13 protein-coding genes are annotated in these 15,208 nt (G+C 41.2%); all 13 read left to right on the top strand.

Features of this window, described 5'->3' with window-relative positions; translation table 11 throughout:
* Positions 1–28: 28 nt before the first annotated feature.
* Complete coding sequence (locus KDU71_RS14125; RefSeq protein WP_212191738.1) at positions 29–625, top strand: hypothetical protein; 597 nt, start codon at positions 29–31, stop codon at positions 623–625.
* Positions 626–690: 65 nt separating this feature from the next.
* The gene (locus KDU71_RS14120; RefSeq protein WP_212191737.1) at positions 691–1,536 is read left to right on the top strand and encodes a hypothetical protein; all 846 of its coding nucleotides are present in this window, start codon (positions 691–693) and stop codon (positions 1,534–1,536) included.
* 80 nt (positions 1,537–1,616) lie between these two features.
* A complete protein-coding gene (locus KDU71_RS14115; RefSeq protein WP_212191736.1) occupies positions 1,617–2,003 on the top strand; it encodes a hypothetical protein in 387 nt (128 codons plus the stop codon).
* A gap of 18 nt (positions 2,004–2,021) precedes the next feature.
* Positions 2,022–2,858, top strand: coding sequence for a hypothetical protein (locus KDU71_RS14110; protein ID WP_212191735.1), 837 nt, complete (start codon positions 2,022–2,024; stop codon positions 2,856–2,858).
* Positions 2,845–3,195, top strand: a complete 351-nt coding sequence (locus KDU71_RS14105; RefSeq protein WP_212191734.1) for a hypothetical protein — start codon at positions 2,845–2,847, stop codon at positions 3,193–3,195. The genes KDU71_RS14110 and KDU71_RS14105 overlap by 14 nt, the downstream gene beginning before the upstream one ends.
* A 7-nt stretch (positions 3,196–3,202) precedes the next feature.
* The gene (locus KDU71_RS14100; RefSeq protein ID WP_212191733.1) at positions 3,203–4,291 is read left to right on the top strand and encodes a hypothetical protein; all 1,089 of its coding nucleotides are present in this window, start codon (positions 3,203–3,205) and stop codon (positions 4,289–4,291) included.
* Between the two features lie 19 nt (positions 4,292–4,310).
* The gene (locus KDU71_RS14095) at positions 4,311–4,487 is read left to right on the top strand and encodes a hypothetical protein (RefSeq protein ID WP_212191732.1); all 177 of its coding nucleotides are present in this window, start codon (positions 4,311–4,313) and stop codon (positions 4,485–4,487) included.
* Positions 4,488–4,499: 12 nt separating this feature from the next.
* On the top strand, positions 4,500–4,976 hold the full coding sequence (locus KDU71_RS14090) for a hypothetical protein (RefSeq protein WP_212191731.1): 477 nt from the start codon (positions 4,500–4,502) through the stop codon (positions 4,974–4,976).
* Positions 4,977–4,991: 15 nt separating this feature from the next.
* Positions 4,992–5,603, top strand: a complete 612-nt coding sequence (locus KDU71_RS14085; protein ID WP_212191730.1) for a hypothetical protein — start codon at positions 4,992–4,994, stop codon at positions 5,601–5,603.
* 21 nt (positions 5,604–5,624) lie between these two features.
* Positions 5,625–8,126 (top strand): hypothetical protein, encoded by a 2,502-nt coding sequence (locus KDU71_RS14080; RefSeq protein WP_212191729.1) that lies wholly within the window; start codon positions 5,625–5,627, stop codon positions 8,124–8,126.
* 6 nt (positions 8,127–8,132) lie between these two features.
* Positions 8,133–9,257, top strand: coding sequence for a class I SAM-dependent methyltransferase (locus KDU71_RS14075; protein WP_212191728.1), 1,125 nt, complete (start codon positions 8,133–8,135; stop codon positions 9,255–9,257).
* Complete coding sequence (locus tag KDU71_RS14070; protein WP_212191727.1) at positions 9,241–13,188, top strand: strawberry notch C-terminal domain-containing protein; 3,948 nt, start codon at positions 9,241–9,243, stop codon at positions 13,186–13,188. Before KDU71_RS14075 ends, KDU71_RS14070 begins: the two co-directional genes overlap by 17 nt.
* Positions 13,185–15,208 (top strand): LPD1 domain-containing protein (locus KDU71_RS14065; RefSeq protein ID WP_212191726.1); only part of this gene is annotated, 2,024 nt, incomplete at its 3' end. The genes KDU71_RS14070 and KDU71_RS14065, both read left to right, overlap by 4 nt.

The following is a 15,208-nucleotide window of genomic DNA, read 5'->3' as shown; positions in this document are numbered from 1 at the left end:
AACATCCGCCGGGACAAAAATTGACTTTATGAAAGCCACCAACAACATAGGCAAGCCCATTGCTGCCGTAGCAGGGTTTGCAGTTGGAAAGTACGCTTTAAAGAAGTTAGAGAAAAGTCAGGCTGTAAGTGGTCTTCTAGGCAATGACATGAAAAGCTACATCGTTCCGGCAGCGGTTACAATGGGCAGTTTGGTAGGTACTCAATTTACCAAAAATGAATACATCAAGCTTGGGCTTGTTGGAGCAGCAGGAGCTGGTGTAGAATCCATTATCAAGAAAGCAACAGGTAAAACCATCCTACAAGGATTAGAGGGCATCATTGGAGACGAAGACTACGATGAAGTTGATGGTTTACAAGCCTTGAATCCAATCACACAAGCTCTTCCGGCAGCGGATATCGACATCGAGCGTGAAATAGAAGCTTCTGTTTCAGGTGCAGCAGCAGATTACTCCATGAGTGACGACCCTGTGGGAAGTGCAGCAGCCGATTATGCAATGAGCGATGAACCTATCGGCAAAACAGACTATCCGGAGGATGAAGAACCTCAAATCGGCAAGATTAAAGACATCGACCCCGACAGCATGGACTATGACATCTTTTCGGGCGATATGATGGCATCCTGATTCATTCACAACTAAGTAATCAATTCAATTTATAACAGGCTATTGAGCCACAAAAACAAATTATCATGGCAGAGATTAATGAGCAAAATGATTTGTACCCCTCAATGGAGGATATAGAGGGTTTAGAAGAAGCGATTCTCGATAAGGAAGAAGATTCCCTGGACAAAGAAGACGACCAGGATGATGCCACGGAAGGCATCGGTGAACTCGGACGTTCGAGACGTAGAAGAAGACGCAGAAGCCGTAGAGGTCGCAGACGTAGTTACCGCAAACGTGCTGTTCGCAGGTCGTACAATGCAGGTCGCAGAAGTACCGCTGTAAAAACAGGTTTGACAACTCAACTGACTTCAAAAGGTCAGTTTGAATTACGTAGACAGCAGCTTCCGGCAGAGATTCAAAAGGCATTGAAAGATGCACGTATGCAGACCGTTGATACGGCAATCTATACCATTAAGTCAGTTAAGGACAAGTCCGATATTGATTTGATGGAAGCATCGGATGATAAGAAGGCTGGTCGTACTAACCTGAACCGTGCACAGTTGGATTCAGGAAAATATTTCTTACTAACTGACATTGTTCTTGAGTACGCTCACGGTGCATCGGAAGAAGATAATGACCCTGCAGATTTTGCATTCGGTCAGTTTGCGCTTCCTGCACAAATCCTTAACGGAACATTTGAGATGACTTTGGGAACCAAGGTGATTCTTCCTGAAATCTCATGTGCGGTATTCGATGATACCGATACAACCAAGCGTAAGTTCCAGTACAAATTGGCTAATCCAAAGTGGTTAAAGCCATCAATGGACATCACGCCAAAGCTGAACATGCCAAAGGCTATCAACAACAGCGACAAGGTTTTCAACCCAGCTGTTAAAATAACCTTATTGGGTACAATCACTGAGAAAGCCTAGTTTTTTGGGTATGCCATAATCGTTAGAAGGGGCGGTCGCAATACTTGCTTCCGTCCCTTTTTTCTTAATCACTTATACCAATGGAAGTACAAGACAATAAAATAAAGAAACTACAGGTTGTAAAATTCGAGGTTAAAAAAGGAGAAACCTTCGAGTTTAACGGCAATACCAAAACAGAGCATGACCGCATTAAGGGTATGTTCCTCCGCCTGTCTAATCAACAAGCCCTACCGGGTTCAACACTTCGAGCATGGATTGATGATACTGAAATCATCCCCGATGATACCGAGGTAGCTCTTCTTCATCACAATGATGATATGAGTATCAAAGACGTGACTTTCCCTGTGAATGAAAAAGCCAAAAACAGCCCTATCAGAATTATCTATAAGGATGATAGCGAGAACCTGGCTGTTAATGATAGTTACCATGTGCGTGTGTATCTGCTTGCCGAAGTGGATAATTCATAATTCCCCAATACTCCCGATATGAAACGATATTTTGTTATTACGCATAAGTCCGAGGACAATAGCCATATCAACGCACAGGATTTGCTCCCTGCTTCCTGCAAGTTGATAACTGGTCTTGCTGTTATCGCCACCGTTAAAAAGCAAACAGAGTTGATTGATGTAGTGGAGAGCCTTGCTTTCCCACAAGCATTGATTACTGACCTGTTAAACGATGAGCAGATTACAGACTTATTCTACTCCTATTTACGCACAAGAGCAGATGAACATGATAGTCGTGCATTCTTTGAAAGGGACATTTTACCTGAAATTATCAAGGTACTAACCAATGGTATTGTTTATTCGTGCCTGGATAAAGATGAGCAACAGGAATTGAGCGACCATATTGCTCATGTATTCAATGAGCAGTTCGTTGATTTCGTTTATAACGAATCCAATCTGTTTGTTAGAGGTCAGGGAATGACCAACCTTGAGTTCTCTGATTTTATCGCCCAACAAACATTGGTATTTACCTATCAGCACAAGGATGAACTATTCAAAAGAACCATTAAAGCTTACAAGCAGCCTGAATCATACGAGTGTGGCAACATCAGTTTATTGGTAAACGGTAACAGCTTCTTGCTTCGTGACTACATGGTTACGGCAAACAGAAACATCAAGTATCTCAGCAAAGAGATTATCCCTTTCCATGAGCCTTTGGAGGTGAACAGCAACATCTACACGGTATTCAAGAGCAACAAGAACAGCGAGGAAAATATCCTGACCATCAGGATTTACATTGAGTACGAAGCTCCATCCAAAAAAGAACTGCAATTGTCGAACACAAATCCGGAGGAAGTGACCAATGAACACGAGTGAGTTATTACATACCATTGCCAAAGACCGCATTGCAGGACTACGAACCATTGACAGTTACCAGTTGAAACCGACTGTGATTCGAGTTACAAGTTCTGATATGTCCCTGGACCTGAAAAACGACATGTGGATTCTAAACACTAAAGGTCTTCCCGGTTCCATAGATGAATTGGAAATGATTAGTAGCGATAACGTGTTTACTGCTACACCCGAAGAATATGACTTTATGGATGAGTACCGCTACCAGGTATTCACCGATTACATAGACATCAAAACCCAGGCGGAAAGCTTCAAGCCTTACCGATTGGAGTTTGTAAAGATTATTCCCCACCGAAATTAATACAGCCATGCTAGATTACAGAGAGCAAATACAAAGCATATACGAGTTTATAAAACGTTCAGAGGATGAACAAAAGTACCCTTACGCATACGAAATATACCTGGTAACAGGAGTTGATGAAACGGCACTCACTTCGAGAACTGCCGGAACTGAAAAGTTCAACCGTGATATTGAAAGTGCCATTGAAAAAGCAAAACAATCACATGGTACACTCAGGGTTGATGTGTTTGGCGGTAAAAGCCCCAATGCAAGAAGCCTGAACAGCTATACCATCAATGTGAGCAAACTTCTCAATCCACCAAAAGAACCTATTGAGAGAGCAGAACTTCAAACCATTATTCAACAAGAAGTTAAACAGCAGCAGATTCAGAATAATACCAATGGTTTAGGAGAATTGGATACGCTATTGGGGTTGTTCTCAGGTGAAAACGAACAGGCAAAAAACAAATTGGAAGGTTTGTTTGGCGTGTTCAATGCCTTGTCGGGTAACAACAAGGAGGTTGAACGAATCAGTTACCAAAAGCAATTGGATGATTTTAAGTTCGAGACACGCTACAATACTTTGGAAGAGAAGTTTGAGCGATTACGCAATGAAAATGCGGAACTACGAGCTGAGAAAGACCGCTACCAAAGTGAGAATAGGGAATTAAAATCAGAGAAGACTGACCTAGAAAACCGTCTTGCCGGGTATGCTCCCAACGAGGTAATGAAGAGAGTAGCCACAGGGGCATTGGTAGGCATCGGTTCACGCATACTTACCAACAGTCCGAAAACAGCAGAGTTATTAGGACTTACAGCAGAGGAACTAAAAGGTGCTTTGGGTATGGTCGATGACAGCCCTGAAGAATCGGCTCCAATTCCAGATACCAATGTTGAGATTACCGATATGGGTTCGGCAAGTTCTCCAGAAGACAAGAAGAAAGCAGAGATTATCAAGAACCTTTCTGATGCCCTAATGACATGGGAACTGCAAGATGTGGCCAAGATTGCCAACATTGTTGGACTATGCCTTGACAAAGCGGAACTCATCAATAAAACTCTCGCATTCTTGAACCAAACTTTACAAGGAATAGAGCAAACGGATGGCGAAGAATAAACATTTAAAACAAACGATTATGCGAAAATTTAAAGTAGGAATCACGATTGAAGCTGAAGCACCGGAGACGGTTCAGCAAATGGGAAACCTGATACAAAATGCGGTAAACAAGGTTGAACAGGAGGATATTATTAAGCTGCTCTCCAAAGTAGCCAAGAACCCAAAGATTGTAAAGACCGCATTGAGATACATCTAAAATTCAAGTACCGTGCAAAAGTTACCACCAGTAAATAAGGCAACATTAGTCGCTAATGGAATTAAATACGGCTTACCCATATTAGGTGTAGGCATAGGTATTTATGCCGTTAAAAAACTATTGTTCAAGCGTAATCCTGATGGCACTTCATCAAGGGTTGCTCCTGCATTGAGCGATATGGTTCTTCAAAAGGAAAATTTGACCATTTCCCCATCTGATGCAGCCTTGTATGCTAATACGCTGTACGGTGCAATGCTTGATTTCGGAACAGACGAAAAAACGATTTACAGCACCATAGATAAGCTAAAGACCAAAGATGATATGCTTCTGGTGATAAAAGCTTTCGGTATGAAGATGTACCTATTGGGAACTCGTGCTGCATTTCTTGGTCAGGACTACAATTTGATTGGTTGGTTACGCTTTGAACTAAGCGATAAAGAGATTGCCAAAATAAAACCCAAGTTCGACAGTTGGGGAATCCCTCTCTAAAACACGATTACAGCTATGGACAAGAAACAAAAGAAGATATTATTTATTTCGGGAGGGTTAGTAACCACAGGGGCGATAGTGACCACCATTTTACTTATTCGCAGACGCAATAAGAAAAGACAGCAAGGGCTATTGCCCCATCGTGGTTCAAACATTTTAACTACGAATAGGAATGAGTTGCCTTCGGATTTTCAAAATTGGAATGGTGGCAATACTTATCTATCCAATGCACCCAGGGGCATCCGCAACAACAATCCGGGAAACCTGATTTACACCAACATCAAATGGAATGGTAAACTTCCTAAAGAGCAAAACAAAGACAGACGTTTTGAAATGTTTAAAGCTCCTGTTTACGGAGTTCGTGCCATGATTAAAGACCTCAAGCATGACATTGAAAAAGGCAAGAATACAGTTCCGGCTCTTATCGAGGAATATGCGCCCAAGTTTGAGAACAATACGGCAGCTTATATCAAAACCGTTTGTAAGGATTTAAAAGTTAGCAAAACAGCTAAGCTTCTACCTACCAAGAATACACTTCGCCTTTTGGTGCTTTCAATAGCCAGGGTTGAGAATGGTGGCAATTACGTCAGTAATGAACTGTTCGACAGGGCTTATTCAATGATTTAGAAATTTAAAAGACTTCATAATATGGGAACAATCAAGATGTTTAGGGGAACAACCCCACCGTTACTGAAAAAAGGCGAATGGGCTTCTGATGGTCAGTATGCCTATTTAGGTATGGAACACGAACAATACAAGGTATTTCAGGGCGTGTTTGATATGAGTAAGGACCAGCAGATTGCAGGATTTGAATACGACCTTGACCAAAAAGCAATTATTATTCCAACGGGAACACCGTTTTCAAAGCTCCAGCTTTTATTTGATTCATTACCCAAGGCATTGAAATACCATACCAACGAGAATGCAAGTATCAGCATCATGTTCGAAGATGGTACTTTCATTAACGATTTAGGGACATTCCTGGTCCTTCGTGATTTTTCCTATCAAATCAACATCTGTTCATTAAGCAATAAGGTAGATGGAACAGTCGGTACTTACGTGAAGCCTGTTGTTTTTCAGAGCGACAAAGCTATTGAGATTTATAATAGTGCCATCAACTTTAGGGATATTCGATTTGAGTACAGTGATGAAGGAAGTGGTGCATTGGCATTTCTGAACAGCACGACCAACATAGACGATTGCTGTTTTGAGGCTAAGGTTAACCAGTCTTGTGTTTTTGACCGAGGTTATAACAAGATTGTATTTTCTGATACCTATTTCAAGATGAACCGTGATGTTCAGGATACGATTCTGGATAGGGCTTCGGTTGGCTCATTCATTAATATCGCTCGTTCAAAATCAGCTCCGGACTTTAGACCAAAAACCATTGTTCAGCAGATTTCAGGAGGTCTGATAATCGCAGGGAACGTTGAAGACTTGTTGATTTCAGAGAAAAGTCCGGTGTATATGCCCAATGGCGGTATCGAGGTACACGGTGGATTTGTTACTGACCCGGATGGCAATCTAAATATCGCCATTCCAACAAAGCTATCACAATTGGAGAATGATATGAACCTGACCTCCAATTTTGAGGAATTGGAAAACAAACCCAATACCATTTCTCCGGAACAGGCTACAGCCATTGAAAACAACAACAAAAAAAGTAGCTATCCGCAGGAGGATGCAGAGAAGTTGGCAGGGATTGAAGAGAATGCTACTGTTGGGGCAGATTGGGAAAGCAACGTAGAAAATAAACCTGTAACGATTAGCCAGGAACAGGCAGAAGCAATTGAGGCGAATAACCAAAAACGAAGCTATCCTCAAACCGATGAAGACAAACTATCGGGTATCGAAGACAATGCGACTGTTGGAGCTGACTGGGAGCAAAATGTGCAGAATAAACCAGTAACCATTTCTCCACAACAAGCAGCCGATATTGAATCCAACAACAATAAACGAAGCTATCCACAAGCTGATGCTGATAAACTTGCCGGAATTGAAGAAAACGCTACTGTTGGAGCTGATTGGGAGCAAAATATACAGAACAAACCCGTAACAATCTCGCCGGAACAGGCAGAAGCAATAGAGGCTAATACTGAAAAACGTAGCTATCCTCAAGCTGATGAAGACAAACTATCCGGCATTGAAGAAAATGCAACTGTTGGGGCAGATTGGGAATCAAATGTGCAGAATAAACCTGTAACCATTTCTCCTGAACAAGCTGAAGCCATTGAAGGCAATACTGAAAAGCGTAGCTACCCACAAGAAGATGAAGACAAGCTATCAGGTATTGAAGAAAACGCTACTGTTGGAGCTGACTGGGAACAAAATGTTCAGAACAAGCCAGTAACTATTTCTCCTGAACAAGCAGAGGCTATTGAAGCTAATGCACAAAAAGTAAGCTATCCTCAAGCTGATGCTGATAAGTTGGCAGGAATTGAAGAGAATGCAACTGTTGGAGCAGACTGGGGATCAAATGTACAAAACAAACCTGTTACTATTTCTCCTGAACAGGCAGCAGCCATTGAAAGCAATAGCCAAAAGAATAGCTATCCACAGGTGGATGCTGATAAGTTAGCAGGGATTGAAGAAAATGCCACAGTAGGAGCTGATTGGGAAATGAATGTACAGAATAAACCTGTAACTATTTCTCCTGAACAAGCAGCAGCCATTGAAGCCAATACCCAAAAGGTAAGTTACCCACAAGTAGATGCAGATAAGCTGGCTGGTATTGAAGAAAATGCAACTGTTGGAGCAGATTGGGAGTCGAATGTCCAGAATAAACCTGTAACTATTTCCCCTGAACAAGCAGTTGCTATTGAAGCCAATACTCAAAAAAGAAGCTATCCACAAGTTGAAGAAGACAAACTTTCAGGCATTGAAGAAAACGCAACTGTCGGGGCAGATTGGGACACCAACTTGCATAATATCCCTGACTTTCTAAAAAAGTTCCTACAGGTATATGCAGATTCAGGAATCTTCTCAGGAGAAGATTGGGAAACAAAACTGGCAGACATCTTAAACTTCCAAATCAACTTCATGAAAAACTTCGTGGATGCAGATGTGGATAGTCTTGCTGTTGATGTCGCAGGGAACAACCTGAAACTCACTTTTAAAGACGAAACGGATAAAACGATTGTACTTCAGTAATATATAATGGATAAAAAGGGCTACATATCAAGGATTCGTGAGGATTTAAAGGCGGAACGTAAGCACTCTAAAACCACTATTGAAAGCATTGCCAAAAGCTTCGGTATCGCCAATAAAAACTTGGTGAAAGAATTTACCGAACTGGCAATAATTCTTAACGCAAGAGAGATTGCACACGACAGTTCGCTAACCACTTACGAAAAATACCTTGATATTGTAGCCCTGTATCAATCACAGGTCAACCTATCCATGCGAACAAGCATGAGTGTATTGATGCAGCAATATTCGACTCCGGCACCCATTTCGTTCCTGGCATCGAGTTATATTTTAAAACCGGGTAGCTTATCAGGCTACAAAGCTTTTAAGAACATCGTAAAAGGAAGTACAAAGGGTAAAATAGTCGGCAATGCTCATCTTACCAATGATAAAAACGATTTTCCAAAGTATTTAGAACCATCGGCAGGGAACGGACTTTTAACCATTGCTTTGCCTTATCACTATACCCATGTTAACGAGTTGGATGATGTAAGGCTTGCCAACCTGAAAGAACAACCTTTTGCAAAGGTCAGTTCTTGGGATGCCTTAAAACCTCCGGCAGCTTATGACAGAACTTTTGATGGTATAGTTACTAATCCGCCTTTCGGTTCACTTTCTCAACCTGAACTTTTTGGAAAATTTAAAATCAAGCGATTGGAACATGCAATGGCATTGAACGCTTTGCGTTGCATGAAGGAAGATGGTAAGGCAGCCATTATCATTGGTGGTCATACCACTTGGGACGAACATGGTCGGGTTACGGCAGGAACTAACCGCATTTTCCTGAATTACCTCTACCACTTTTACAACGTTGAAGATATTATCCCTATTAACGGCAAAAAGCTTTACTCCAGACAAGGAACTTCAATCAATACCCGATTGATTCTGATTGATGGAGCAAAAGCAGTTCCCGAAGGAGCAGCTCCACTTAAAAATAAACTGCACAGCAGTGTTGTCAATACCCATGACGAACTTTGGGACAGAGTACAACCTCAACCGTCACCAGGTACCCTGAAAAAAATCAATCAGAACATCGCTTGGTTAAGAGCAAAGGCAATTCTCATAAAACAAAAACAGCATGAAGTCCGAAATTAAATTCCAGAAAAAAAGCCTAACCATAAAGTTCAGTCGAAAACCACAAGGACATATTGTTTCTCGGTTAATCGAACTGGGCTTTTCTTCAAAGGATAACAAGTGCTTTGTCCGCACTAAAAAACTGGCTCAGAACGAGCATGAGTATTTACAAGGAATGTTCGGTCATAAAGGGCTGGGCATGGCATATATTCCCACAGCCGAAAAGGGTTTTATCCTAGATACAACTGTTCCCGATTCAATGGGTCACGAAATGCATATCGCTATCCGGAAAGTAAAGAAAAGTATCGGGATGCCTGTGTTTGATTATGCCTGTGAGAAACTCGATTACAGTAATGACGAGCTTGTCAAGTCGCTTTCGTGCGAACAGATTGATGCGGTATCATTGGCAATTTACAATATCGAAAAGCGTGGGCAGGGGATTATTGTTGGCGACCAAACAGGAATCGGTAAAGGAAGAACCGCAGCAGCTTTAATCCGCTATGGTGTTAAAAGTGGCTTGCAACCTGTGTTTTTATCAGAAAAGCCCAACCTATTTACTGACCTGTATAGGGATTTATCGGATATTGGAAGTTCCGCCCTGGTTCCTTTCATTGTGAATACCAAAGAGAGCAAAACCAATGTAAAGGACAAAAGCGGTGAAGTCATATATACTGCTCCCGAAAAACCTACACAAGAGCGCATCATAAAGGGAAAGAAAGTACCCAACAATTACAACTTTGTTTGTGCCACTTATTCGCAGTTCAATCAGCCGAAAAAGCCAGCCAAACAAGAGTTTTTAAATGCTGCAAGTAACGGTAATATCATCATCATGGACGAAGCTCATAATGCTTCAGGCAGTTCCAATACAGGTGAATTTATGCAAGGTGTGTTAAGGCAAACCAAAGGCGTTTGCTTCCTGTCTGCCACCTTTGCCAAGCGACCTGATAATATGCCGATTTATGCTCAAAAGACTTCAATGAGCGATGCCAATATGAGCAAAGAGGATTTGGTGGAAGCCATCACCAAAGGCGGTGTTGCATTGCAGGAAGTATTAGCAGCCCAATTGGTTTCAGAGGGGCAAATGATTAGGCGTGAACGTTCTTTTGAAGGTGTGGAAGTAAACTACATCGAGCTGAAAGAAAAAGCCAAAGAGCAAGCTGAAACAGCCGATAAAGTAACTTCAATCATTAGGGATATAATCGGGTTTCAGGAGAAGTACATTAACAAACAGGTTGATGAGCTTGATAAGATTGCAGCAGCCGAAAGTAAAGAGGTTGAAACACGCAAAGGAACAGAGAAAGCCGGGGTTGATAATATTCCGTATTTCTCAAAAGTCTTCAACGTAATCAATCAATTACTCTTTAGTTTGAATGCCTCTGATGTTGCCGACCATGCCATAAACAGGCTAAAAGAAGGTAAGAAACCAATCATTGCCTTTGCTTCAACTATGGGGAGCTTTTTAGAAGGAATGGCAAAACCTGATGATGTAATTAATGGTGACTTCTCAACCGTTTTAGAAAAGGGATTGGATTCTGTTCTCCGCTATACCGAGAAAGATATTGATGGAGAATCACAGGGTAAGCAATTCAATATTGCAGACCTATCAGAAGATGCTCAATTGGCTTACTATGATATTATCAGGCGAATCGAACAGGCTTCAACAGGTATTACTATCAGTCCTCTGGACCTTATTATCCAAAAGATAAAAGAAGCCGGTTATTCAGTTGGTGAAGTTACAGGGCGAAAGCTTTGTGTACAGTACAATTCCACCAAAGCAAAGAATACAACCGCTTTGGTGATGAGCCGAAAAAAGGAAAATACGGCAGATTTGTTTCGTCAATTCAATGACAATGAAATTGATTGTTTGCTTATCAATCAAAGTGGTTCAACAGGAGCTTCGGCACATGCTATTGTTACCGATAAAGTTCCAGTAGAAAAGGTGAAGCAGCGTGTGATGGTGATACTCCAACCTGAACTGAACATCAATACAGAAATTCAAAAGCGTGGACGTATCAACCGTACAGGGCAGATAATGAAACCAATTTACGATTACATTATTTCATCCATCCCTGCACAAAAGCGGTTTATGATGATGCTCAAAAAGAAGCTGAAATCATTGGATGCCAATACCACTTCCAACCAAAAAAGCAGCAAATCACAATTGGAATCCGATGACTTTCTGAATAAGTACGGTGACAAAGTGGTTCGCCAATACATGTTGGAAAATGAAGAACTAAACAAAGCCCTGGATAATCCACTAAAATTTGAGGGAAAAGACAGCGATGAGACACCATCCGAAGGTGATGCTTCAAAAGTAACAGGGCGTGTGGCTGTTCTATCAGTTAAAGAACAAGAGAAATTCTATCAGGAAGTCATTGAGCGATACAACGATTACATAGAATACCTCAAGCAAGCTGATGAGTACGACTTAGAGGTTGAAATTCTTAACCTAAAAGCAGAATCCCTTGAAAAGCGTGTGGTAATTGCCGGGAAAGGTGGACGTTCGGTATTTGGTAACGATACTTATTTGAAAAAGTGCGAATGCAACGTTCTGAAAAAGCCGTATGGCAAGGCTGAACTTGAAAAGCTGATTCAAAAACAACTAAGCAACAAACACCCTGACAGCATTTCTGAAGAAATAGTTTCGGCTCACGAGAAATTCGTCCAGAATAAGTTATCTGAGGATTTAAAGGCGTTGGACGATAAATACAAAGATTTGCTTGATGGCATTACCGATGAAAAAGGTTATCAAAAAATTCCTGTATATGAAAAGCAGCAACGAATCCAATATATCACGGAGCGTGAGGATGAAATTGTAGCAGCTAAAGGTCTTGATATTACCAAAACGCAAACACAAAGCGAAAACCGTAAACGTTACCTGAACAACTTTTTCAAGTTCTTTAAAGTCGGTCATGGCTATTTCTATCCAGCAGTAAGCTTTGAAACCGATAGCAGCGATAATTCATACTGCGTGTTTCTTGGTTTTGATATTAACCCCAAACGCAAGAATCCTTATGCTCCGTCATCGGTAAAGCTTCGTTTTGCCATATCGGACAGTCGTAAATACATCATTCTCCCGGCATCGGGTGATACCGCCAAAGAAATTGAGCGTGTAATGAGCCGTAGTATGCAGCTTACAACAGGTCAAAAAGAAAGTTTGATTGAGCGTTGGGATGAAGCCATTAAAGACTTCACAGCAGACCGCCAAATCCGATACATCGTAACAGGCAATATCCTACAAGGCTCTGCGGACTTTCCGGGCAAGTTGGTAAGCTTCACCACCAAAGGCAGGGGTGTTCAGAAAGGTATTTTAATGAGCGAGGCATGGTCGCCAGATAATAACGATAATAAAGCAGATAATTATGTTATAGCTCCAATTGCCAAACTGCAAAAGCACATTATGAGCCTTCGCAATGGAGCTACCATTGCCACCGAAAATAGGATTACAATAGCCAGACATTATGATGGCACTTTTAAGGTCATTATGCCGAAAACCAAAACTCATATTCCCATTTATACCGATAGAAATGTAGTGAAGCTCCTGGTTAATAATCGCGATGGTTTTGAAATGGTTTCGGGTAATATGAGGGCTTCGGTTGAAGAAAGCAAGATGCCTAAACTTCTTAATCTACTTGGTGAACGGTTCAGTTTATCGGTTAAAATTCCTCGCCATTACTACGATGAGTTTTTGGATAAGGGAACAAAGCGAAGCAACTCCACCGATAGCCTTACCAATGAGGCGATGAAGATGTTTGAGCAAGACAAAAAGGAATTTCCCAAACGACTGGCCAAACAAAAGCAATCCGCACCTAAAGGTAAAAAGGTAAGCATAGACACAGGCAAGCAATTGAAGCTTGTGAAGCTCCGTGCAAAGGCAATCCTAATTAAGCAGAAACAGCTTCGGGCAGTTGCCGGGCTTGGTACTCATCCTAAAATCAAGACCATACTATGACAGAAAAGGAGTTTTATAAAAAATACAAAGCCATCCACAAGGATATTCGCACTAAAGGAAAATCAAAGGCTGCCATATTAGCTAATGGTTTTAGAGAGGGCGTTAATGTAAATGCTTTGCCCATCTATAAAGGTTTTGAGAAAGCAACCGATATTATTGCTACCCAATATAAACCAAGAAAAGGTGACTTCGTTTGGATTCTACCCAAACAAGGATTCATTGAAGGGCGAAACGGCTACAAAACAAAGCAAGGCTACAAACCAGATTCTAATGATGGATTCTTCATTATCAGCGATGATTGGTCTTTATATGAGAATTATTGTGCCAACTTAGCAACACCCAATGATGACCTTGGGGATATTGATACCGAGGTTGAAAAGGCTTTACAGGAGAAGCAAAAAAAACGAAAGTTTAAAGATGCAGGGAAGCGTGTTCATGGTTCCAGAAAGGAACAAGCCATGTACAACAAGCTTATTAGCAGTAGCGATTTAAACAGCATCGAACAGGATGAAGCTACCGCTATTGAATTGGTTAAAAAGGATAAGGTATTTCCAAAAATTGACCCACAGGCAGAAAAAGAAAATGGTACAGATGCAGGGTGTGCCTTCCTGAAAGTAAAGATTCGTCAGGCATTCCCACCCAAACCACATAAAGCTACCAAAGAAGCCAGAGAGCAATATGTGAAAATGGCGGAGACTTTTGTGAGTATTCTGAATAATGCCATTACAATTACGGATTTACAACAACTTGAAACCATTGCCAATAATGGTGAAATTGTTGGTAAGTATGATTTTGGATTGATATTCGGCAAGGCTCTGCGCAATATCGTCTTTACCATTAAGGGCTACCGCACAACCAATGCGGTTAAGGAAACTTACATGAAAGCCCATCAATATTCAGGAGTAACAAAAGAGCAGGCAGAACCACATGCTACAAAACTGAAAATGATTCGGGATAGCAAAATTAAACGTCAGAACGATTGTATTGATTCGGCACACCAAATCATTTCAACAGTAGATATGAAACGTCACAAGCAAACTGAACTCACGTTTAGGGGTGGAATGTTGAGCAGCGTTAGAACTGTAGAAGACTATGTAAGGTATGTCACTCAGGTTTGTACCCGATTTATAAATGATGCCAAACGTGAATATGACCAGAAAAAAGAGCAATTTCCATACAAGGAATTTAAACCCGATTGGAGCTGGGCGGAAACAAAGAAAACAAGCAAATCTAAAAGTAGTAGCAAGCCTAAAATAGAAGCCATACCGCTATCATATATCAAACGCACAGGAGGTTTGTTGATTGAAGATGCGGATGAAAATACGGTTATCAAAAAGCTTCATTTTAAATCGCTCACATTAGGAAACTATGTAAAGGATGATGAAGCCAGGGAACACATTCGCCACTTTGTTGCAGCCATCATTGATTTATGCGAGGTGCTTGACATCAATCTATCCATAAACGAAGCCCTGGCTATTGCTTTTGGCGCATTCGGTCGTGGTGGTAAAGCAATGGCTACTTATTACCCAACACGACAACTTATCAACCTGACCAAGCGAAATGGTGACGGCTCGGTAGCCCATGAGTGGGGACATTTCTTTGACCACTTTTTAAATGGTTTAGAATTATCAACCAAACCGCTACGTTCAGAAAGTTATCTGAATACTATTATCGAAAGTTTAGGGTATCGCAAGAAGTATTTTATCGGTGGGAACTCATCGCCATCAAAAGGTTGGTTTAAAGATATTTTGAAAGAAACTATTAAAAAGGCTGTACCTGATACGATAATGCACCAAAGTATTGCCCAGTTAATAGTAATGCTTCGCTTTGGTTATTACGCTTTGGATGACAAAGCTATTAGCCACGACTATGAAAAGGTAAAGAAACGTAGAACCGACAGTTACCTGTATCACTACTCCAAACTCCAAGGTGCTTATTGGAAAGATATTGCAGAGATGTTTGCCCGAAGCTTTGAATGCTATGTGTACGACAAGCTAAAGGAAAAGAACCGGGTAAATAA

Source organism: Carboxylicivirga sediminis (assembly GCF_018156225.1).
In the GTDB taxonomy this organism is placed as follows: Bacteria; Bacteroidota; Bacteroidia; order Bacteroidales; family Marinilabiliaceae; genus Carboxylicivirga; species Carboxylicivirga sediminis.
This window is presented reverse-complemented; position numbering and strand designations above follow the sequence as displayed.